Source organism: Actinokineospora auranticolor (genome assembly GCF_002934265.1).
GTDB classification, from domain to species: Bacteria; Actinomycetota; Actinomycetes; order Mycobacteriales; family Pseudonocardiaceae; genus Actinokineospora; species Actinokineospora auranticolor.
In genome coordinates, this window is record NZ_PTIX01000003.1 from 457,425 (window position 1) to 478,145 (window position 20,721).

General features: G+C 72.6%; 21 protein-coding genes. 12 read left to right on the plus strand and 9 right to left on the minus strand.

Translation table 11 applies throughout. From position 1 onward, the window contains the following. The first annotated feature begins 296 nt into the window (after positions 1-296). Positions 297-3,179: a preprotein translocase subunit SecA gene (gene secA / locus CLV40_RS08245; RefSeq protein ID WP_104478226.1), complete on the plus strand. Its 2,883-nt coding sequence runs from the start codon at positions 297-299 to the stop codon at positions 3,177-3,179. 570 nt (positions 3,180-3,749) lie between these two features. On the opposite strand, the gene CLV40_RS08250 is transcribed toward secA, so the two are convergent. Next, positions 3,750-4,184 carry an Rv3235 family protein gene (locus CLV40_RS08250; protein ID WP_104478227.1) on the minus strand — a complete coding sequence of 145 codons (435 nt, stop codon included), beginning with the start codon at positions 4,182-4,184 and terminating at the stop codon, positions 3,750-3,752. Between the two features lie 110 nt (positions 4,185-4,294). Between CLV40_RS08250 and CLV40_RS08255 the strand changes: the two genes are divergently transcribed. After that, a complete protein-coding gene (locus CLV40_RS08255) occupies positions 4,295-4,666 on the plus strand; it encodes an HAD-IA family hydrolase (protein ID WP_104478228.1) in 372 nt (123 codons plus the stop codon). On the opposite strand, the gene CLV40_RS08260 is transcribed toward CLV40_RS08255, so the two are convergent. Next, positions 4,659-5,447 (minus strand): TrmH family RNA methyltransferase, encoded by a 789-nt coding sequence (locus CLV40_RS08260; protein ID WP_104478229.1) that lies wholly within the window; start codon positions 5,445-5,447, stop codon positions 4,659-4,661. The genes CLV40_RS08255 and CLV40_RS08260 overlap by 8 nt on opposite strands. 68 nt (positions 5,448-5,515) lie before the next feature. Here CLV40_RS08260 and CLV40_RS08265 point away from each other — a divergent pair, with 68 nt between their 5' ends. From CLV40_RS08265 to pruA, 3 genes are all read left to right on the plus strand, one after another. Further along, a complete protein-coding gene (locus tag CLV40_RS08265) occupies positions 5,516-6,928 on the plus strand; it encodes a WS/DGAT/MGAT family O-acyltransferase (RefSeq protein WP_104478230.1) in 1,413 nt (470 codons plus the stop codon). Between the two features lie 93 nt (positions 6,929-7,021). Then, positions 7,022-7,525: a DUF6912 family protein gene (locus tag CLV40_RS08270; protein WP_104478231.1), complete on the plus strand. Its 504-nt coding sequence runs from the start codon at positions 7,022-7,024 to the stop codon at positions 7,523-7,525. 108 nt (positions 7,526-7,633) lie between these two features. Next, complete coding sequence (gene pruA / locus CLV40_RS08275) at positions 7,634-9,262, plus strand: L-glutamate gamma-semialdehyde dehydrogenase (RefSeq protein WP_104478232.1); 1,629 nt, start codon at positions 7,634-7,636, stop codon at positions 9,260-9,262. Positions 9,263-9,601: 339 nt separating this feature from the next. Here pruA and CLV40_RS08280 read toward each other — a convergent pair whose 3' ends face one another. The 3 genes from CLV40_RS08280 to aroA are packed head-to-tail and all read right to left on the minus strand — an operon-like array spanning position 9,602 to position 12,731. Further along, the gene (locus tag CLV40_RS08280) at positions 9,602-10,432 is read right to left on the minus strand and encodes a PhzF family phenazine biosynthesis protein (RefSeq protein WP_104478233.1); all 831 of its coding nucleotides are present in this window, start codon (positions 10,430-10,432) and stop codon (positions 9,602-9,604) included. A 12-nt stretch (positions 10,433-10,444) separates the two neighbouring features. After that, positions 10,445-11,455, minus strand: coding sequence for a ribosome small subunit-dependent GTPase A (gene rsgA, locus CLV40_RS08285; protein ID WP_104478234.1), 1,011 nt, complete (start codon positions 11,453-11,455; stop codon positions 10,445-10,447). 1 nt (position 11,456) lies between these two features. After that, complete coding sequence (gene aroA / locus CLV40_RS08290; protein WP_104478235.1) at positions 11,457-12,731, minus strand: 3-phosphoshikimate 1-carboxyvinyltransferase; 1,275 nt, start codon at positions 12,729-12,731, stop codon at positions 11,457-11,459. 112 nt (positions 12,732-12,843) lie between these two features. On the opposite strand from aroA, the gene CLV40_RS08295 reads away from it, so the two are divergent. The 4 genes from CLV40_RS08295 (at position 12,844) to CLV40_RS08310 (ending at position 15,519) form a co-directional block, all read left to right on the plus strand. Then, positions 12,844-13,602, plus strand: a complete 759-nt coding sequence (locus CLV40_RS08295) for an SOS response-associated peptidase (RefSeq protein WP_104478236.1) — start codon at positions 12,844-12,846, stop codon at positions 13,600-13,602. Then, positions 13,602-14,222, plus strand: a complete 621-nt coding sequence (locus tag CLV40_RS08300) for an alpha/beta hydrolase family protein (protein ID WP_104478237.1) — start codon at positions 13,602-13,604, stop codon at positions 14,220-14,222. The genes CLV40_RS08295 and CLV40_RS08300 overlap by 1 nt, the downstream gene beginning before the upstream one ends. Before the next feature lie 128 nt (positions 14,223-14,350). Beyond that, a complete protein-coding gene (locus CLV40_RS08305) occupies positions 14,351-15,193 on the plus strand; it encodes an SCO4651 family lipoprotein (protein WP_104478238.1) in 843 nt (280 codons plus the stop codon). Between the two features lie 122 nt (positions 15,194-15,315). Then, a complete protein-coding gene (locus CLV40_RS08310; protein WP_104478239.1) occupies positions 15,316-15,519 on the plus strand; it encodes a hypothetical protein in 204 nt (67 codons plus the stop codon). Positions 15,520-15,531: 12 nt separating this feature from the next. On the opposite strand, the gene ybaK is transcribed toward CLV40_RS08310, so the two are convergent. Next, the gene (ybaK, locus tag CLV40_RS08315) at positions 15,532-16,008 is read right to left on the minus strand and encodes a Cys-tRNA(Pro) deacylase (protein ID WP_104478335.1); all 477 of its coding nucleotides are present in this window, start codon (positions 16,006-16,008) and stop codon (positions 15,532-15,534) included. Positions 16,009-16,215: 207 nt separating this feature from the next. On the opposite strand from ybaK, the gene CLV40_RS08320 reads away from it, so the two are divergent. Together CLV40_RS08320 and rsrA are read left to right on the plus strand one after the other, a co-directional pair. Beyond that, complete coding sequence (locus CLV40_RS08320; protein WP_104478240.1) at positions 16,216-16,830, plus strand: sigma-70 family RNA polymerase sigma factor; 615 nt, start codon at positions 16,216-16,218, stop codon at positions 16,828-16,830. Beyond that, a complete protein-coding gene (rsrA, locus tag CLV40_RS08325) occupies positions 16,827-17,138 on the plus strand; it encodes a mycothiol system anti-sigma-R factor (RefSeq protein ID WP_104478241.1) in 312 nt (103 codons plus the stop codon). Before CLV40_RS08320 ends, rsrA begins: the two co-directional genes overlap by 4 nt. 86 nt (positions 17,139-17,224) lie before the next feature. Here rsrA and CLV40_RS40705 read toward each other — a convergent pair whose 3' ends face one another. Next, complete coding sequence (locus CLV40_RS40705) at positions 17,225-17,299, minus strand: 50S ribosomal protein bL37 (RefSeq protein WP_096498094.1); 75 nt, start codon at positions 17,297-17,299, stop codon at positions 17,225-17,227. 154 nt (positions 17,300-17,453) lie between these two features. On the opposite strand from CLV40_RS40705, the gene CLV40_RS08335 reads away from it, so the two are divergent. Then, entirely contained in the window at positions 17,454-18,965 is a 1,512-nt protein-coding gene (locus CLV40_RS08335; protein WP_104478242.1) for a sensor histidine kinase, read from the plus strand. Between the two features lie 136 nt (positions 18,966-19,101). On the opposite strand, the gene CLV40_RS08340 is transcribed toward CLV40_RS08335, so the two are convergent. Then, complete coding sequence (locus tag CLV40_RS08340; RefSeq protein WP_018682293.1) at positions 19,102-19,356, minus strand: WhiB family transcriptional regulator; 255 nt, start codon at positions 19,354-19,356, stop codon at positions 19,102-19,104. Between the two features lie 394 nt (positions 19,357-19,750). Continuing rightward, positions 19,751-20,701: a diacylglycerol/lipid kinase family protein gene (locus CLV40_RS08345; RefSeq protein ID WP_104478243.1), complete on the minus strand. Its 951-nt coding sequence runs from the start codon at positions 20,699-20,701 to the stop codon at positions 19,751-19,753. Between the last annotated feature and the right edge of the window lie 20 nt (positions 20,702-20,721).

The following is a 20,721-nucleotide window of genomic DNA, read 5'->3' on the forward strand; positions in this document are numbered from 1 at the left end:
GCCGACCGGGACCGGCGCCCGCCCCGAACAGCCGGTCCCGCCTGGTCAGGGCACATCGAACCGCACCCGGTCCGGGGTCGGCGGACCCGCGACCTCGAGCGTTCCCATTTGCCAGGTCGGCCAAGGGCGGAACCCCACGCCACCGTGAACCGTTGACGCTGAGGTGTGGGTCACCCGGGTAGCCTGCGCGGCGCCCCAGGCGAGCGTCGGTGCACGGCGCGCGCCGGGTTGCCTACGATGACCTACAGGAGCGCCCGTGGCGGGTGCACGACTATCAGCTAGCGAGGTCGACTCGGATGGTGCTGTCCCGGATCCTGCGCGCGGGCGAGGGCAAGATGCTCAAGCGACTGCGCAACATCGCAGCGCACATCAACTCGCTGGAGGACGATGTCGTCGGGCTCAGCGACGAGGACCTGCGCGGCAAGACCGAAGAGTTCAAGAAGCGCTACGCCGGGGGCGAGTCCCTCGACGAGCTGCTCCCCGAGGCGTTCGCGGTGGCCCGCGAGGGCGCCAAGCGGGTGCTCGGCCAGCGGCACTTCGACGTCCAGCTGATGGGTGGCGCCGCGCTGCACCTCGGGCAGGTCGCCGAGATGCGCACCGGTGAGGGCAAGACGCTGACCGGTGTGCTGCCCGCCTACCTCAACGCCCTCTCCGGTGACGGCGTGCACGTCATCACCACCAACGACTACCTCGCCAAGCGCGACGCGGAGTGGATGGGGCGCATCCACCGCTTCCTCGGCCTGACCGTCGGCGTGATCCTGGCCGACATGACCCCGGCCCAGCGCCGCGAGGCCTACGCCTGCGACATCACGCACGGCACGAACAACGAGTTCGGCTTCGACTACCTGCGCGACAACATGGCCTGGTCGCTCGACGACATGGTGCAGCGCGGCCACAACTTCGCCGTGGTCGACGAGGTCGACTCCATCCTGATCGACGAGGCCCGCACGCCGCTGATCATCTCCGGCCCGGCCGACCAGTCGTCGCGCTGGTACCAGGAGTTCGCCCGGCTCTCCCCGATGCTGCGCCGCGACACCCACTACGAGGTCGACGAGCGCAAGCGGACGGTCGGCGTCACCGAGAAGGGCGTCGCGCTGGTCGAGGACCAGCTCGGCATCGAGAACCTGTACGAGGCGGCCAACACCCCGCTCGTCGGCTACCTCAACAACGCGCTCAAGGCCAAGGAGCTGTACAAGCGCGACAAGGACTACATCGTCCGCAACGGCGAGGTCCTGATCGTCGACGAGTTCACCGGTCGCGTGCTCTCCGGTCGCCGCTACAACGAGGGCATGCACCAGGCCATCGAGGCCAAGGAGAACGTGGAGATCAAGGCCGAGAACCAGACGCTGGCCACGATCACCCTGCAGAACTACTTCCGCCTCTACACCAAGCTCGCGGGCATGACCGGTACCGCGGAGACCGAGGCCGCGGAGTTCCACAACACCTACAAGCTCGGCGTCGTGCCCATCCCGACGAACCGGGACATGGTCCGCAAGGACCAGGCCGACCTGATCTACAAGACGGAGGAGGCGAAGTTCCTCGCCGTCGCCGAGGACATCGCCGAGCGGCACGAGGCGGGCCAGCCGGTGCTGGTCGGCACGACCAGCGTCGAGCGGTCGGAGTACCTGTCGAAGCTGCTGGTCAAGGCGGGCGTGCCGCACAACGTGCTCAACGCCAAGCACCACGAGAAGGAAGCCGCGATCATCGCGGGCGCCGGGCACAAGGGCGCGGTCACCGTGGCGACCAACATGGCCGGCCGCGGTACCGACATCGTGCTCGGCGGCAACCCGGAGCACATCGCCGAGGAGGTGCTGCGCGAGCGCGGCCTCGACCCGGAGGAGACCCCCGAGGAGTGGCGCGCCGCGCTGCCCGCCGCGCTGGAGAAGGCGCAGGAGGCGGTCAAGGCCGAGAAGATCGAGGTGCAGGCCGCGGGCGGGCTGTACGTGCTGGGCACCGAGCGGCACGAGTCGCGGCGCATCGACAACCAGCTGCGCGGTCGCTCCGGCCGCCAGGGCGACCCCGGCGAGTCGCGGTTCTACCTGTCGCTGGGCGACGAGCTGATGCGGCGGTTCAACGCGGGCATGGTCGAGCGGGTCATGACCGTGATGAACGTGCCCGAGGACCAGCCGATCGAGGCCAAGATGGTCACCCGCGCGATCAAGAGCGCGCAGACCCAGGTCGAGCAGCAGAACTACGAGATCCGCAAGAACGTCCTCAAGTACGACGAGGTCATGAACAAGCAGCGCCAGGTCATCTACGGCGAGCGCAGGCGCGTGCTCGAGGGCGAGGACCTCAGCGAGCAGATCCAGCACATGATCACCGACGTGGTCTCGGCGTACGTGGTCGGCGCCACCGCGGGCGGCTACGCCGAGGACTGGGACCACGTCAAGCTGTGGACCGCGCTCAAGACGCTGTACCCGATCTCCCTGGACTGGGAGCGCCTGGTCGAGGAGGCCGAGGCCGAGGGCAGCGACATGGACCACGAGTACCTGCACAGGGCCATCACCGATGACGCCCTCGCCGCCTACCAGGCGCGCGAGGCGGAGATCGACGGCCGGGTCGGCGAAGGCGCGATGCGGCAGGTGGAGCGGCAGGTCATGCTGTCGGTCCTGGACCGCAAGTGGCGCGAGCACCTCTACGAGATGGACTACCTCAAGGAGGGCATCGGCCTGCGCGCCATGGCCCAGCGCGACCCGCTGATCGAGTACCAGAAGGAAGGCTTCGACATGTTCGGCGCGATGCTCGACGCGCTGAAGGAGGAGACCGTCGGGTACCTGTTCAACGTGCCGGTCGAGCCCGCCGAGCCCGCGCCGCCGGTCCAGCTCGCGGCCCAGCCGACGGCGCTGCCGTCGGTGAGCGGGCCGAGCCCGGAGGAGCAGGCCAGGCAGGCCGAGTTGCGGGCCCGCCAGGCGCGCGCCGCCGAGCACCAGCGGCGCGCCCAGGCCGAGGAGGCCGCGGCCACCAACGCGGGGGAGAAGCTGCCGCCCGCGCTGCGCAGCAAGGGCTTCGGCGCGCCGCCGCAGCAGCCGCTGAGCTACACCGGCCCCGCCGAGGGCGGCGGCGTCGAGTCCCACTCCGAGTCCGCCGCCGACGGCGACGCGGGCAGCGGCACCCGTCGCGAGCGCAGGCAGCAGGCCCGCGACCAGGCCAAGAAGGGCCGCAAGGGCCCGCGCCGCTGACCCACCGAGTACGACTCCACTGGCCCGCGAGTACCCACTCGCGGGCCAGTGTCGTGTTTGGATCCTCCCGGTGCCCGGTGCCCGGTGCCCGGTGCCCGGTGCCCGGTGCCCGGTGCCCGGTGCCCGGTGCCCGGTGCCCGGTGCCCGGTGCCCGGTGCCCGGTGCCCGGTGCCCGGTGCCCGGTGCCCGGTGTGTGGCCTGTAGCCGGCATGGCATCCGGCAGCTGGCATCCGAAAGCTTGGCGGCCGGGCAGCCTGTGCGGCTCGTGGCCAGTGGCCTGCTGCCCAGCGGCGGCCCGTGGGCGTGGGCCGGATGATCATGGGCGGCCTCCGGCCCCCGGAATCGAGTTCACCGGCGGGGGCTGACAAAACCGGGGCCGTGAGTGGTGGGCTGTGGACAACTTGGTCGGGGCTGTGCACAACTCGGGCCAGGGAAGGGCCCCGGGTCGTGCGGTTTGCGGTCCACGGTCCCGCAGTCGGGTGGACGCGGAGCCGTGGGCTGCCTGCCCCGCGCCGGCCTGCCCGGCGAGTTCGGTGTGCGGCCGGTGGTCCGTGCCCGGTGCAGGGCACGTCAGAAGCCGACCGGGCGGAGGAGGGTGCAGATCCAGGTGCCGGAGGTTTGTTCCAGGCGGCCTGCCAGGGCTTGGAGGCGCCATTTCGTTGTTCGGTCCAGGGGGTGGACGCGGATGGTGGCTGCTATTTCGACGATGCCCGGTGCCGGTTCGAAGGTGTGCAGGGTGGAGAGGCGGTGGTGGGTGCGGGGGTTGTGGGTTCTGGTCAGCATGGCCTCGTACACCTGCGGCGCCAGCGACGCGTGCAGGTGGGCCAGGGGGCGTCTGCCGTCCAACGCCTCCAGGAGCATGGTCAGCATCCGCCAGGTGGTGTGGCGGGTGGGGGTGGCTATGGTCCAGCGCGGGCCCGGCACCCAGGCCGGGGGTGTGGTCCACCGCTCCTCGAAGGCCTCGGGGACGGGGGTGTCGTAGTCGGGGACGGGCTCGATCCGCAACCTGGGCTCCTTCCTGGGGTCACCAGGTCAGGGCGCCCGGGGGCGGCGGCTCGCGACAGCGCGCACCTCATGTGGTGAACGGTGTCCGGGTGCGGGGACAATCGGCGCTCGTGGAGTACGAAGCACTGGTGGTCGACTACGCCGGGGTGTTCACCGAGGCGGGTATCCCCGAGCTCGTGGCGCGGGTGCGGGCGTCGGGCAGGCGCACGGCGTTGTTGTCCAATGCGGACTCCGTGCCGCGCGGGCTGCCGGACGTCTTCGACGCCGTGGTCGTCTCCGGGGTCGTCGGCGTCGCCAAACCCGACCCCGGGATCTACCGCCGCGCCGCCGAAGCGCTCGGTGTCGAGCCCGGGGTCTGCGTCTTCGTCGACGACGTGGCGGCCTACGTGCGCGGGGCCGCCGCGGTCGGGATGACCGGGGTGCACCACATCAGTACTGAGTCCACAGTGGACGAGGTGGGCATCCTCCTCGGACTCAGCTGACCCGGCGGCGGACCAGTTCGAAGCACAGCACCGCCGCGGCCGAGGCCACGTTCAGCGACTCCACGCCGCCCGCCATCGGGATCGACACCCACCGGTTGACGTGGGCGCGCACGCCCTCGCTCACCCCGTCCGACTCGCTGCCCAGCACGAACGCCACCCGCTCCGGGACGTCCGCGTCGAACACCGACTTGCGGGCGCCCGCGTCCATCGCGTACAGCGGGTACCCGGCCGCGCGCAGCTCCGCCGCCGCCTCCTCCGCCGTCGCGCACCGCAGCACCGGGGCGGTGAACGCCACCCCGGCCGACGCCTTCACCACCAGCGGATCGATGCCCGCCACCCCGCGCCGGGGCACCACGATGCCGCCGATGCCCGCCGCCGTCGCGGTGCGCAGGATCATGCCGACGTTGGCCGGGGTGGTGATCCCGTCCAGCAGCAGCACGGTCGAAGGGCGCTTGCCCGCCAGCGCGTCGGTCAGCCTGCGCATCCGGGGCGCGACCACGTCGGCGAGCACGCCCTGGTCCTGCTTCCCGTTGCCCGCCAACACCTTCACCCGGTGCGGCGTGGCCCGCTGCACCGGCACCCCGCGGGCCCGCGCGGCGTCGAGGATCTCCCGGGCGGCCGGGCCGTGCGCGTTGTCGGCGAGCACCACCTTGTCCACCGACAGTCGGGTATCCGCCAAGGCCTCCAGGACGGGCTTGCGGCCGTATACCGTGACGAACCGGTCCTTGGGCGAGTCGGACCGGGGAGGGGCGAGGGGCTCACGTGACACGACACGCAGCATCCCACGTCCACCGGTCGCCCCCACCCGCTCACCCGTTCCGGGTGGCCCGCGTGTGCCAGGATCGGGCCATGCCCGACCGCCTGTCCGCCCTCGACGCCTCCTTCCTCTACCTGGAGGACCAGGCGACGCCGATGCACGTCGGCGGGGTCGCGGTGTTCCGCAGGCCGAAGGCGGGCTTCGACTACGACGGCCTGGTCGCGCTCATCGAGCAGCGCCTGCCGCTGGTCCCGCGCTACCGGCAGCGGGTTGCCCAGGTCCCCGGGCGGCTGGCCCGGCCGGTCTGGGTGGACGACCCGGGCTTCGACGTCACCTACCACGTCCGCCGCTCCGCGCTGCCCCGCCCGGGCAGCGACAGCCAGTTGTACGACCTGGTCGCGCGCCTGCTGGCCCGGCCGCTGGACCAGACCCGGCCGCTGTGGGAGGCGTACCTGGTCGAGGGCCTGGCGGGCGGGCACGTCGCGCTGATCACCAAGACCCACCTGGCCCTGGTCGACGGCATCCGCACGATCGACTTCGGCCAGGTCATCCTGGAACCCGACCCGCACCCCACCGAGCCGGACCCGGACGAGGAGCCGTGGGTGCCGCGCAGGCTCCCCGGGCCCACCCGGCTGCTGCTCGACGCGGTCACCGAGACCGTGCACCGGCCCGCCGAGGTGGTGGAGAACGTCCGGGCCGCCATCGCCGACGCCACGGCCACCACCCGCAAGGTCACCGGCGTGCTGGGCACCCTGGTATCCGCGATCGGGGTGGCCACCCGGCCCGCGCCCGCCGGGCCGCTCAGCGCCACCGTGGGCAAGGCCCGCCGCTACGCCGTGGCCCGGGCCCGGCTCGACGACCTGCGGGGCGTGCGCGCCCGGCACGGCGGCACGGTCAACGACGTGGTGCTGGCCGTGGTCTCCGGCGCCCTGCGGGCCTGGCTGCTGTCCCGGGGCGAGCAGCTGACCTCGGCCACCACCGTGCGCGCGCTGGTCCCGCTGGCGGTGCGCGACGGCGGCGCCGACGGCACCGTGCCCGGCATGCTCGGCAACCAGGTCAGCCCGCAGCTGGTCGACTTACCCGTGGGCGAACCCAACCCGTTCGTGCGGTTGCAGCACATCAGCCACGCGCTGCGCCCGCACGGTGACTCGGGCCGGTCGGTGGCCGCGTCGGCGCTGCTGCGGGTCGGTGGGTTCGCCCCGCCGACGCTGCACTCGCTGGGCGCGCGGGCCGCCGCCTCCGTCGCCGGGCGGATCTTCACCGTGGTGGTCACCAACGTGCCCGGCCCGCAGGTCCCGCTGTACGCGGGCACCGCGCGGATGACCGCGATGTTCCCCGCCATGCCGCTGACCAAGAACCAGGCGCTGGCCATCGGGGTCACCTCCTACGACGGCGGGGTGTTCTTCGGCCTGACCGGCGACCGCGCCGCGATGTCCGACGTGGACGCGCTGGCGCGGATGCTGGAAGAGTCCGTCGAGGAACTGCTGGCGGCGGTGAAGGCGTGACGGGCCCGGTGGCTGTGGGACCGTTGTCCAGGCGTGATGAGTTCGTCGACCGTGGGAACGTGATGAGTCCCATGACTGTGAGAGCGTGATGAGTTGAGGGTGTACATACCGGCCACGGTGGCCATGCTGCGCGAGCTGAGCGCCAACGGCGAGCTCGCCGCGATCGGCGGCACCGCGTTCGCGCTGACCCCGGCCCTGCGCGAGTCCTACGCGACCGGGGGCGACGAGGAGTTGGAGTACGCGGCCATGCTCGACGCCGCGCGGGCGTCGCTGCGCCTGCTGGGCGCCGAGCTGGAGCGCGACCCGGAGGCGCTGATGCGCCGCGCGGTGGTCTCCGCCGACGTCGACGGCGCCGAGCTGCGCTCCGACCTGGACTACGCGGTGGTGAAGCTGGCGGGCCCGGTGCAGCTCAAGGTGGTCGCCGCGATCCACCTGGACACCGAGGAGGCCCAGGACGCGGTGCGCGACGCCGTGGCCGCGGTGGACGCCGCCGACCTCGGCGACCCCGACGCGGAGTTCGTGCTCGGCGAGGCCGAGGACCACGAGCTGGCCTGGTACGCCGCCCAAGAGCTGCCGTTCGTGCTGGAGCTGCTGTAACCGCAGTTCATCCCATGACAGGATGTAGGCGAGTGCGTTGGCCACGAGCACGCCACCCGCCAGAGTGATCGACACCCCACCTCTTCCACACAGGAGGCGAGCCACACGATGGACGCCGTTTCGTCCGTTCCCGACCCGACCAACGAGCCGATCAACTCCTACGCGCCGGGCACCCCGGCCCGGGAGTCGTTGCGGCGCCGGATCGCGGAGCTGGAGGCCGAGCAGGCCGAGCTGACCATGACCATCGGCGGCGTCCAGCGGTTCGCGGGCGGTGACCGCGTGCACGTGGTCCAGCCGCACGACCACCAGCACGTCCTCGGTGTCACCGCGCAGGCCACCGCGGCCGACGTGACCGACGCCGTCGCCGCGGCCAAGTCCGCCGCCCCGGCCTGGCGCGAGCTGCCCTTCGACGAGCGCGCCGCGGTCCTGCTGCGCGCCGCCGACCTGCTCGCGGGCCCCTGGCGCGACACGATCAACGCCGCGACCGTCCTCGGCCAGTCCAAGTCGGCCCAGCAGGCGGAGATCGACAGCGCCTGCGAGCTGATCGACTTCTGGCGCTACAACGTGTCCTTCGCGCGCCGGTTGATCGAGGAGCAGCCCGCGTCGTCCCCGGGCATGTGGAACCGCTTCGACCACCGGCCGCTGGACGGGTTCGTCACCGCGATCACGCCGTTCAACTTCACCGCCATCGCGGGCAACCTGCCCACTGCCCCGGCGCTGATGGGCAACACGGTCGTGTGGAAGCCGTCGCCGACCCAGCAGCTCGCCGCGCACTACACGCTGCGCCTGCTCGAGGCCGCGGGCCTGCCCCCCGGTGTGATCAACATGGTCACCGGCGACGGCCAGGCGCTCTCCGAGGTCGCGCTGACCGACCCGGACTTCGCCGGCCTGCACTTCACCGGCTCGACCCGCACCTTCAAGCACCTGTGGCGGACCATCGGGGACAACCTCGACACGTACCGCTCGTACCCGCGCATCGTCGGCGAGACCGGCGGCAAGGACTTCGTCGTCGCGCACGCCTCCGCCGACCCGGCGGCCGTCGCCATCGGCCTGGTCCGCGGCGCGTTCGAGTACCAGGGCCAGAAGTGCTCGGCCGCGTCCCGCGCCTACATCGCCCGGTCCGTCTGGGAGGGCGGCGTCCGCGACCAGCTGGTCGACGTGACCAAGTCGCTGTCCTACGGCGACGTCACCGACTTCGACCACTTCGGCGGCGCGGTCATCGACGCCCGGGCCTTCGCCAAGCACAAGGACGCGCTGGCCGCCGCCGCGGCGAACTCGTCGATCGAGGTGCTCGCGGGCGGCACGGCCGACGACTCGGTGGGCTACTTCGTCCAGCCGACCGTCCTGCTCGGCAGCGACCCCCTCCAGGACGTGTTCACCACCGAGTACTTCGGCCCGATCCTCGCCGTGCACGTGTACGAGGACGCCGAGTACGCCAAGGTCCTGGAACTGGTCGACTCCTCGTCGCCCTACGCCCTCACCGGCGCCGTGTTCGCCACCGACCGCACCGCCGTCGAGCAGGCCCACAAGGCCCTGCGCTTCGCCGCGGGCAACTTCTACGTCAACGACAAGCCCACCGGCGCCGTCGTCGGCCAGCAGCCCTTCGGCGGCAGCCGCGCCTCCGGCACCAACGACAAGGCGGGCTCGATCTACAACCTCCAGCGGTGGGTGAGCCCCCGGTCGATCAAGGAGACCTTCGTCCCCCCGACCGACCACCGCTACCCGCACATGGGCTGATCAAGTGGACCTCGGGGGCCCGCCGACCCGTCGGCGGGCCCCCGAGCCGTTCCGGCCCGAACCGCGCCAAGGCTCCCCGCCGCGCACCACCGCGCCCGCGCCGTCGCCGTGCCGAACTGCTCTCGCCCCGAGTCGTTCCTGCCCTGAGGCGCTCCACCGCCCGCGCCAGCCCCGAGTCGTTCCTGCCCGAGGCGCTCCGCCGCCCGCGCCAGCCGCGAGTTGTGCACAGCCCCGGCCCGGGTTGTCCACAGCCCACCGCTCACGGCCCCGGTTTTGTCGGCCCCCGCCGGTAAACTCGATTCCGGGGGCCGGAGGCCGCCCATGATCACCCGAGGGTGGTCAGAGCCGAACCGCCGTGCCCGTGATGTGGATCCCCGAGGCGGGGTCCGACGGGATCGACACCGTGATCACTCCCGGCCGCCCCATGTCGTCGCCCTGGTGGATCGTCAGCGCCGCGGGCAGTTCGACCAGCCCCAGTTCCCGCAGGTACCCGCCCAGCGCCGCGGCGGACGCGCCCGTCGCCGGGTCCTCCACGACACCACCCGGCGGGAACGGGTTGCGGGAGTGGAAGACCACGTCGGACTCGCGGTGCACCAGCTGGATCGTCGTCCACTCCTCCCGCGCCATCAGCTCGCTCAGCGCGGCGAAGTCGTAGGCCAGGTCCGCCAAGCGCGCGCGGGTCCGGGTGACCAGGACCGGGTGCCAGGCACCGGCGTACGCCGCGCGCGGCGGGTAGTCCGGGTGCAGGTCGTCGGCCGACCAGCGCAGCGCGGCCAGCAGCTCGTCGAGCGCGCGCAGCTCCCCGGTCCGCGGCGCGACGCTGACCAGGGTCGCGGTGAAGACCTCCGGCTCGACCTCGGTCGTGGCGACCTCCACCAGCCCGGCGCGCGTGTGCAGCCGCAGCGGGCCCGGGCCGTGCGCGGCGGCGTGCGCGATCGTGGCGGCGATGGTGGCGTGGCCGCAGAACGGGATCTCGACCAGCGGGCTGAAGTAGCGCACGTCCAGGTCGCCGTCGGCGCGGGGCAGCAGGAACGCCGTCTCCGAGTAGCCGACGCGGGCCGCCGCTGCCTGCATCTCCTCGTCGGTCTCGCCGGTGGCGTCGAGGACGACACCGGCGGGGTTGCCGCCGTCGGGGTGGTCGGTGAAGGCGGTGTACCTGAGGATCTCCACGCCGCCATCATGTCATTCGTCGGCGCCCGCCTTCGACACCAACAGCCTGCGCAAGGACTCCAGCCGCCCCGCTGTGGCCTCGCCGCCCTCGACCACCGTGTCCAGGTAGCAGCCCGGGTCCTCCGGCGCCCCGAGGTGGCCGCAGCCCGGCGGGCACTCCTCGGCGGCGGCCACGAACTCCTCGAACGCGGCCACGATGTCGCCCGGTTCGATGTGCGCCAACCCGAACGAGCGGATCCCGGGCGTGTCCACCACCCACCCGCCGCCCGGCAGCGGCAGCGCCACGGCCGAGGTCGACGTGTGCCTGCCCTTGCCGACCCCGCTCACCGCGCCGATCGCCCGCGCCGCGTCCGGCACCAGCCGGTTGACCAAAGTGGACTTCCCCACCCCGGAGTGGCCGACCAGCGCCGAGACCCGGTCGGCGAGGTGCTCGCGCAGCACGTCCGGCTCCACGTCGTGCCGGGTGACCACGGCGGGCAGGTCCAGTTCCGCGTACCGGGCCAGCAGCGGCGCCGGGTCGGCCAGGTCCGCCTTGGTCAGGCACAGCAGCGGCGCCAGCCCACCCGCGAACGCCGCCACCAGGCAGCGGTCGATGAACCCCGTGCGCGGCTGCGGGTCGGCCAGCGCGCAGACGATCAGCAGCTGCTCGGCGTTGGCCACCACGACGCGCTCGAACGCGTCGGTGTCGTCGGCGGTGCGGCGCAGGACGCTGGTGCGGTCGGCCACCCGGACGATCCGCGCCAGCGTGTCCGACGCGCCGGTGGTGTCGCCGACGAGGTCGACCTGGTCGCCGACGACCACCGGCGTGCGGCCCAGTTCCCGCGCCCGCATCGCCACCACCAGGTGGCCCGGGTCGCGGTCGACCGCGCACGTCCAGCGGCCCCGGTCCTTGCCCACCACCATCGCGCCGACCGCGTCGGCGTGCTCCGGGCGGCGTTTGCTGCGCGGCCTGCTGCCCTTGCCGGGGCGGACGCGGACATCGGCCTCGTCGAGCCTGCTCCAGTCCCCGCGCCTGCCCGCCACGTCAGTTGCCTTCCGCGCCCGCCAGCATTCGCGACCACATCCCCGGGAAGTCCGGCATGGTCTTGGCCGTCGTGGCGATGTCGTCGACGGCGACACCGTCCACGACCAGGCCCACGATCGCGCCCGCGGTCGCCATCCGGTGGTCGGCGTAGGCCTTCCACGGGCCGCCGCGCAGCGCGGCGGGGCGGATCTCGATGCCGTCCGCGGTCTCGTTGGCGTCCCCGCCCAGCCCGGTGATCTCCGCGACCAGCGCGGCGAGCCGGTCGGTCTCGTGGCCGCGCAGGTGCGCGATGCCCCGCAGCCGCGACGGGCTGTCGGCCAGCGCGGCCAGCGCGGCGACCGTCGGGGTCAGCTCGCCGACGTCGCGCAGGTCGATGTCCACACCGGACAGCCTGCCCGGTCCGCGCACGGTCAGCGCGCCGTCGGCCAGCACGGCCTCGGCGCCCATCCGGGTGAGGATGTCCCGGATCGCGTCGCCGGGCTGGGTCGTCGCGGACGGCCACCCGGTGACGGTCACCTCGCCGCCGGTCACCGCCGCGGCGGCCAGGAACGGGGTGGCGTTGGACAGGTCCGGCTCGACCACCCAGTCGACCGCGCCGACCGGCCCCGGCTCGACCCGCCAGGTGTTCGGCTCGCTGTCGTCGACCACCACGCCCGCCCGGCGCAGCAGCTCGACGGTCATATCGATGTGCGGCATCGACGGCACGGGCGCGCCGTCGTGGTGCAGGGTGAGTCCCTTGTCGTAGCGGGCGCCGGAGAGCAGCAGCCCGGAGACGAACTGGGAGGAGGCCGAGGCGTCGATGGTGATCACGCCGCCCGGCAGCGCGCCGGTGCCCGCCAGGGTGAACGGCAGCGCGTCGCCCGCCACGTCCGCGCCGAGCGCGCGCAGGGCGCCCAGGATGGTGCCCATCGGCCGCTCCCGGGCCCGCGGGTCGCCGTCGAAGCGGACCTCGCCGTCGGCCAGCACCGCCGCGGGCGGCACGAACCGCATGACCGTGCCCGCGAGACCGCAGTCGATCTCGCCGCCGCCGCGGAAGCCGTCGTGCGCCCCCACCCGGACCGTCGAGCCGTCCGCCTCGACCGGCACGCCGAGCGCGCGCAGGGCCGCGACCATCAGCTCCGCGTCCCGCCCCTCGACCGCCCCGGTCACCGTGCTCGCGCGGCCGCTGAGCGCGGCCAGCACCAGCACGCGGTTGGTGATCGACTTGGATCCGGGGACGGTGACGGTGGCGTGCACGGGCGTGGCGGCGAGGGGCGCTGACCATGGCTGCGGCATGCGGCAATCCTCCCGCACCCACCGCCCGCGCGGGTTACCGGCTCGCACCTGTCAGTCTGGCATGTCACGATGCGCCCACGCCCTGGGCGCGGAGAGGGGAGGTGGATCGGCCGTGTGTGGAAGGTACGCGTCGGCCAAGGACCCCGCCACGCTCGCCGCGGAGTTCGACGCGGTCGACGCCATGGGGGACCAGGCGCCGGATCTGGACTACAACGTCGCCCCGACGAAGAACGTCGTCGCCGTCGTGCAGCGGCACCCCCGCGCGGAGGACGGCACGGTCGACGACTCCACCACCGAGCGCACCTTGCGGGTGATGAAGTGGGGTCTGGTGCCCGCGTGGTCCAAGGACGCGTCCGGCGGCGCCCGCATGATCAACGCCAGGTCGGAGAGCGCGGCCGAGAAGCCCGCCTTCAAGAAGTCCCTCGCCCAGCGCCGCTGCCTCATCCCCGCCGACGGCTGGTACGAGTGGCGCCGGGACAGGTCGGCCAAGCAGCCGTTCTACACCACCACCCGCGACGGCAGCAGCCTGGCGATGGCGGGCCTGTGGACCACCTGGCGGGACAAGACCGACCCGGCCGCCCCGGTGCTGATCACCTGCGCGGTGCTCACCACCGACGCCGTCGGCCCGATCGCCGAGATCCACGACCGGATGCCGCTGCTGCTCGGCCGCGACGCCTGGCCGGGCTGGCTGGACCCGGACGCCACCGAGGTGGCCGAGCTGCTGGCGCCGCCGTCGTGGGACATCGTGGACGCGCTGGAGATCCGGCCCGTGTCGCGGGCGGTCAACAGCGTGCGCAACAACGGCCCGGAGCTGCTCGCCCCGCTGGCCACCGACCTCGACCAAGCCGAACCCGACCTGTTCGAGGCCTGATGAACCGCACCGAGCTGGCGACCCCCCACGGCCCCGCGGTCGCCGAACTGCACTGCGCGCCGGAGGGCCGTGCGGGTCTGCTGCTCGGGCACGGCGCGGGTGGCGGCGTCGACGCCCCCGACCTGGTCGCGGCCACCCGCGGTGCCACCGCTGCGGGGGTGCACGTGGCGCTGGTGGAGCAGCCGTACCGGGTGGCCGGTCGGCGCGCGCCCGCCCCGGCCCGGCAGCTGGACACCGCCTGGCTGTCGGTGGTCGAGCAGCTGTCCACGCTGTGGTTCGACGGGTTGCCGCTGGTCTTCGGCGGTCGCTCGTCCGGCGCCCGGGTGGCCTGCCGCACCGCCGAGGCCGGGGAGGCCGTCGGTGTCGTGTGCCTGGCGTTCCCCGTGCACCCGCCGGGCAAGCCGGAGAAGACCCGGCAGCCGGAGTTGGACGCGGTGCGGGTGCCTACACTGGTCGTGCAAGGCTTGGCCGACCCGTTCGGCCAACCCGGCGCCGCGCACCTGCGCGACGTCGTGGGGTTGCCCGGCGACCACGCGCTGAAGCGGGACCTGCCCGCCGTCTCGCGGGCCGTCGAGGAGTGGCTGCACCGGGTCCTGCGGCCGCTCGACCAGCTCGACTGAAGCGATCTAGCCACGTCGATGCCGAGCTGAGACCTGGGGAACAGAACCGCGTCACGTAATGATGCGTCTATAGGTGCGTCGATACGTCAAAGCGCACCTGAATCATCTTCTGAGGGGAAGAAAACTTCATGGGCTTCACCAAGACGAAGCTGCTGGTCGCGGTCACCGCGTCCGCGCTCGTGCTCACCGCGTGCTCCGACTCGAACTCCGGTGGCGCGGGCGGGCTCGGCGCGGGCCCGGGTCTGGGGTCGGGCTCCGGCGCGGGCGCGCCCACGCCGGGCAAGGCGGGTGGCACCAACTCGCTCAAGGGCCTCGCCGACACGGTGAAGGACAAGAGCGCGGTCAAGCCCAGCGTCCACATGGAATACACCGTGAACGCCCAGGGCATGGAGATCACGGGCGAGGGCGACATGGACCTCGGGTCCGAGCTCGCCATGCAGATGAAGATGGACATGCCCACGGGCAGCGTCGAGGTCCGCCTGGTCGACCGCGTGATGTACGTCAAGATCCCGCAGGCCGCGCAGACCGGCAAGCCGTGGGTGAAGGTCGACCTCGACGGCACCAGCGCGACCGCCAAGCAGCTCTCGGGCATACTCGACAGCTCGCAGCAGACCAACCCGACCAAGATCCTCGAGCAGCTCGGCGACGCGGGCGAGATCACCTCCACCAAGGAGGAGACCGTCGACGGCGTGCAGACCACCCGCTACTCGATCACCGTGCAGGTGTCGAAGCTCAAGGACAAGGCCATGGGCATGAGCGAGGACGCGCTGTCCCAGCTCCAGGCCTCCGGCGTCAAGGAGCTGCCGGTCGACGTCTGGATCGACCAGGACGGCCTGCCGGTCAAGTACCAGGTCGAGATGACCATCGCCGGGCAGAAGGTCAAGACCGTCGCCACCTACAAGGACTGGGGCAAGCCGGTCACCATCAAGGCGCCGCCCGCCTCCCAGGTCGGCGAGCTGCCGGGCAGCTGACGCCCGCGCCAGGCTCGTGGAGCGCCCCCGCAGGGATGACCTGTGGGGGCGCTCCGCCGTTCGGGGGTGCATGATCTCGGCTGGGCCGCCCCACCCGGGGTGGTCGGAGGTGGAGGAGCGCGGTGGACGACGAGGACGAGGAAGACGAGCTGGACGAGGTCCCGGGCCGGTTGCAGACGATCTGCCCGTACTGCGGGGGTGGCGGCATGGTCGCCGACCCGAAGCTGACCATCGTCGGCGGTAGCCCGCGCACGGTGGACAACGGCCGGTCCTGCGGGCACTGCAAGACCGTGGGGCACTTCCCGGGGATCGTGCCCCCGCTCTAGCCGGGATGGTCGCTACCGCGCGGCGATGGCGGCCACGGTCGCGTCCGCCAAGGCGACCAGGTCGGCGGCGGCCAGTTCGATCTCCAGCCCGCGGCGCCCGCCGGAGCAGAACATCGTCGGGTGTTCCTGCGCCGAGGCGTCGACCACGGTGCGCAAGCGCTTGCGCTGGCCGAGTGGGGAGATGCCGCCCGCGACGTACCCGGTGGTCCGCTCCGCCAGCGCCACCTCGGCCATCTTGGCCTTCTTCCCGCCCACCGCGGCGGCAAGCGCCTTCAGGTCGAGCTGCGCGTCCACCGGTACGACCCCCACGGTGAGCACCCCGTCGACCTCGGCGAGCAGCGTCTTGAACACCCGCTCCGGGGCGACGCCCAGGGCCGCGGCGGCCTCCAGGCCGTAGGACTCGCGGGGGTCGTGCTCGTAGGAGTGCAGCTTGTGGGCGATCTTGCGCTTGGCCAGCAGCACGGTCGCCGGCGTTCCCTGTCCTGCCACCCGGGCAGCGTAGATGCCCCCCAACACACCCTTGGGAATGCCGCGCGGGCCGCGCGCGTTCTCCCGGGTGTGCTCACCCAGGAACTCCCCGAAGCGCGTCCGGCGGCGGCCCGTCCGGGTCGCGGCAGGGCCCGCTCGGGCCGCGTAAGCTCGACTACGACTTATGCGCACCCGAAGACGGGTGCGCGAGCACCTGGAAGGAGTGCGGTGCCCCGCAGCGGAACCCATGCGCCGGACGCGCCGGAGACCCCGGCCTCGCGGGCGGCGCGGTTCGAGCGCGACGCCATGCCGCTGCTCGACCAGCTGTACTCCGCGGCACTGCGGATGACGCGCAACCCGGCCGACGCCGAGGACCTGGTCCAGGAGACCTACCTGAAGGCCTTCGCCGCCTTCGAGTCCTTCTCGGCCGGGACCAACCTCAAGGCGTGGTTGTACCGCATCCTCACCAACACCTACATCAACTCGTACCGCAAGAAGCAGCGGCAGCCCGTGCAGGCGCCGACGGACGAGATCACCGACTGGCAGCTCGCGAAGGCCGAGAGCCACACCTCCACCGGGCTGCGCTCGGCCGAGGCGGAGGCCATGGACGCGCTGCCCGACGACGACGTCAAGCACGCGCTGCAACAGCTCCCGGAGGACTTCCGGCTCGCGGTGTACCTCGCCGACGTCGAGGGATTCGCCTACAAGGAGATCGCCGAGATCATGGGCACGCCGATCGGCACCGTGATGTCGCGCCTGCACCGCGGCAGGCGCCAGCTGCGCGAACTGCTCGCCGACGTCGCCCGCGACCGCGGGTTCGCCCGGGAGGTGACGGGTTCGTGAGCTGCGAGGGCAACCACGAGACCGACTGCTCGGACGTGCTCGCCGAGGTCTGGAGCTTCCTCGACCGCGAGTGCGACGTCGACCGCAGGGTGGCGCTGCAGCGCCACCTCGACGAGTGCAGCCCCTGCCTGGAGCAGTACGGGCTGGAGGAGCACCTGAAGCTGCTGCTGGCCCGCAAGTGCGGCGGCGACCAGGCACCGGACGAGTTCCGGGAGCGGCTGCGCGCCTCGATCCGGCAGACGGTCATCCAGCACCGCGGTGTCGAGATCGAGCTCACCCGCGCCACGGTCGAGCGCGGCGAGAACTGAGCCCGGTCGCCCACCGCCCGACCACGCCAAGAGGCCCCGGTACCCGTCAAGCGGGTCCACCGGGGCCTCTCTTCGTCGCTGATCGCTCAGGCGTTGGGGCGCTTGCCGTGGTTCGCGCCACCCTTCTTGCGGTCACGACGCTTGCGGGCGCGCTTCGACATCGGTGCCTCCTGTAGAGCGTTTGGCTTGAGCTGCTGATTTTGCCACGTCCGGGTTGTGGTCCCGACCTGGCCCGTGGTGCTCCGGCCGGTCGGGCCGCGCCGTGGGGGAGGATGGGGTTTCGAACCCGTCAACCGCAGCCCGGAGTGGAGTCGCGTGTCCACGCTCTCTGACCTGCTCGCCGAGCACACCGGTGTCTCCGGTGGCGCCGTCGACCACCTGCAGACCGTGGTGGCCGAGTGGCAGATGCTCTCCGACCTGTCCTTCGCCGACTTCCTGCTGTGGGTGCCCGAGGCCGCCGGGCACGACGCGCCGCCCGCGCCGGGCACCGAGGCGCGCTTCATCTGCGTCGCGCAGGCCCGCCCGACCACCGGGCCGACCGCGCACCCCGAGGACGTGGTGGCCAGCCACACGAGCGCCGAGGAGCACCCGCAGCTGCGCCGGGCGATCGTCGAGCGGCGGATCTGCCGCGAGGAGGATCCGCGCTGGTACCTGGGGGTACCGGTGCGCCGGGAGGCCATCCCGGTCAAGTTCGGCGGCGAGGTCGTCGCCGTGCTCTCGCGCGAGACGAACCTGGCCGTGCCGCGGGTGCCGAGCGCGCTGGAGATCGCGTACCTGGGCATCGCGGGCGACCTGTGCCAGATGGTGGCCGACGGCACGTTCCCGACCACCGAGCCGTCACCGGACGTGCACACCAGCCCGCGCGTCGGCGACGGCCTGATCCGGCTCGACACCTCGGGCGCGGTCGTGTTCGCCAGCCCGAACGCGCTGTCGGCCTACCACCGCATGGGCCACGCCTCGGACCTGGTCGGGGTGCGGCTGGCCCCGCTGACCCGGTCGCTGATCGCGGACCCGTTCGACGCGACCGAGGTGGCGCAGCGGATCCTGTCCGCGCTCGAGGGCCAGCCGGGCATGCGCACGGAGGCCGAGTCGCGGCGCGGCGCGGCGGTGCTGTTCCGCGCGCTGCCGCTGCGGCCCGGTGGGAAGGCGGCGGGCGCGCTGGTGCTGTGCCGCGACGTCACCGAGGTGCGTCGGCGCGACCGCGCGCTGCTGTCCAAGGACGCGACGATCCGCGAGATCCACCACCGGGTCAAGAACAACCTGCAGACCGTGGCCGCGCTGCTGCGGTTGCAGTCGCGGCGCACGAGCAGCCCCGAGGCCAAGGAGGCGCTGGCCGAATCGGTGCGCCGGGTGGCCGCCATCGCCATGGTGCACGAGACGCTGTCCACGGCGGTAGACGAACGCGTGGACCTGGATTCCTTGGTGGACAAGGTAATCCCGGTCGTGGGTGACGTCGCGGTGGCGGAGAGCCACGTGAAGGTCCGCAAGAGCGGGCAGTTCGGGGTGGTCGCCGCCGAGACCGCGACGCCGCTGGTGATGGTGCTGACGGAGCTGATCCAGAACGCCGTGGAGCACGCGTTCCCGCCGGGCAGCTCGGGCGAGGTGGTGGTCTCCGCCACCCGCTCGGCGCGCTGGCTCGACGTCGTGGTGGCCGACGACGGCCGCGGCCTGCCGAGCGGCTTCTCCCTCGAGCGGGCCAACGGCCTCGGCCTGCAGATCGTCCGCACGCTGGTCGAGTCGGAGCTGCGCGGCACGCTCTCGCTGCGCAGGCGCGAGCACACCGGTACCGAGGCGGTCCTGCGCGTACCGCTTTCGCACCGGCGGTAATCGCCGGAATTGGACAGTTTGCCGGTCACTGGCGAATTCCCATTGACGGGTGCTGCCCGAGAGGTTAACGGGAAAAGAACAAGGGCCCGTCGGCGCTTTCGCGCGACAGGCCCTTGTCCGGGTCGTTCCAGGCGATTTACGCGTTGCTGCGTGCCCGGGTACGCGCGTTGCGGCGCTTGAGCGCGCGACGCTCGTCCTCACTCATTCCGCCCCAAACGCCAGCGTCCTGGCCGCTCTCGAGTGCCCAGGACAGGCAGTTGGCAGCGACGGGGCAGCGGTGGCAAACGGCTTTCGCCTCGGAGACCTGCAGGATCGCCGGACCACTCGTTCCCACGGGGAAGAACAGTTCCGGGTCCTCGTCACGGCAGGCCGCGCGGTGGCGCCAGTCCATTTCTACTTGCTCCTCGCTCGGGCGCGGGTGGACGCGCCTCTAGTAGTCATCCGGTCGTCGGGGTGCTTGTGAATGCTTTCACGAACTGGGGAGATGTCAAGGGTTCTTCTCCACCCGGTGAGTGAACTCACCCGAAAGTGGCTGGTCAGCGACCTGTGCGCGCGGAGCGCAACGATTTGATCACGGACGTATCCGGATCATGTCGACCAGTCGGGCGCAGTCCCCTCACCCGTCGCGGCGCCGGTGTGACCGGGAGTGGAACTCGGGCAGCGGTGGGGGTCACACAGCACCGTCACCCACACGCGGGATCCGACCACGTGTCGGCGACACGTGACGGTTTCCCGCTCCGCTCTCCGTCAAACCCCCGGTGCACCGGATCGTCACCGGGCCGGTGTCACACCGCGACGGTGAGCGCGGACGGCACGGACGTGAACTCGACGCGCGTCCGCTCCCCGATGAGGTCGCCGTCGCACTGCAGGCGCACGGGTTCCGGCGCGCTGACCACGATCCGGGCCGCGTCGTCGCGGCGCACCAGCTTGCGCCCGCGCCGCACGCCGCGCTCGCCCATCGCCTGGCGGAGGTGCCGCAGCACCGTCGGCACGGCCAGTGAGCGCAGCGCGAACAGCCCGAGGCCGGATTCGAAGGTGCAGCCGGGGTTGAGGTGGATCGGCCGCGCGCCGAGGTAGGTCCACGGGTCCGTGTTGGACACGAACGCCAGCCGCAGCCCGGTGATCGGCTCCTCGCCGGGCAGTTCCACGGTCAGGTCCGGGCGACCGCGGCCCGGTCGGGCGTAGCGGGCGATGGCCGATCGCGCGTACAGCGACGGCCCGGTTCGCTTGCCGCGCTTGCGGTCCACGTCGGCGACCACGTCCGCGTCCCAGCCGAGGCCCGCGTTGAAGGTGAACCAGCGGTGACCGCCCGGCGCCGCGCTCGCGGCGGCCCCGGCCGGTTCGACCCGACCCAGTCCGACCCGCCGCGACCGCCCCTCCTCGATGGCGCGCAGCAGCACGTGCGTCGCCTCGACCGGGTTGCGCGGCAGGCCGAGCGCGCGGGCGAACACGTTCGCCGAGCCGCCGGGCACCACGCCGAGCATCGGTGTCGCCCCGGAGGGGCCGCGGGCCAGCAGGCCGTTGACCACCTCGTTGACCGTGCCGTCGCCGCCGTGCGCGACCACCAGGTCGGCACCGTCGACAGCGGCCTCCGCCGCCGCCGACGTGGCGTGGCCGCGGTAGTCGGTCTCCACCACGTCCAACTTCACCTGGCTGGCCAGGGCGTGGGCCAACACGTCCCGGCCCGCGGGGGTGGTGGCGGTTGCCTGCGGGTTAACCACGAGGACAGCGCGCATTACCCGAGGGTAAGCCGGCG

Excerpts from the sequence above, each read along its gene's own strand:
- secA (WP_104478226.1), top strand. The coding sequence starts at position 297 with ATGGTGCTGTCCCGGATCCTGCGCGCGGGCGAGGGCAAGATGCTCAAG.
- CLV40_RS08260 (WP_104478229.1), bottom strand. The coding sequence starts at position 5,447 with ATGCTGCGTGTCGTGTCACGTGAGCCCCTCGCCCCTCCCCGGTCCGAC.
- CLV40_RS08265 (WP_104478230.1), top strand. The coding sequence starts at position 5,516 with ATGCCCGACCGCCTGTCCGCCCTCGACGCCTCCTTCCTCTACCTGGAG.
- pruA (WP_104478232.1), top strand. The coding sequence starts at position 7,634 with ATGGACGCCGTTTCGTCCGTTCCCGACCCGACCAACGAGCCGATCAAC.
- aroA (WP_104478235.1), bottom strand. The coding sequence starts at position 12,731 with ATGCCGCAGCCATGGTCAGCGCCCCTCGCCGCCACGCCCGTGCACGCC.
- CLV40_RS08300 (WP_104478237.1), top strand. The coding sequence starts at position 13,602 with ATGAACCGCACCGAGCTGGCGACCCCCCACGGCCCCGCGGTCGCCGAA.
- CLV40_RS08305 (WP_104478238.1), top strand. The coding sequence starts at position 14,351 with ATGGGCTTCACCAAGACGAAGCTGCTGGTCGCGGTCACCGCGTCCGCG.
- CLV40_RS08340 (WP_018682293.1), bottom strand. The coding sequence starts at position 19,356 with ATGGACTGGCGCCACCGCGCGGCCTGCCGTGACGAGGACCCGGAACTG.
- CLV40_RS08345 (WP_104478243.1), bottom strand. The coding sequence starts at position 20,701 with ATGCGCGCTGTCCTCGTGGTTAACCCGCAGGCAACCGCCACCACCCCC.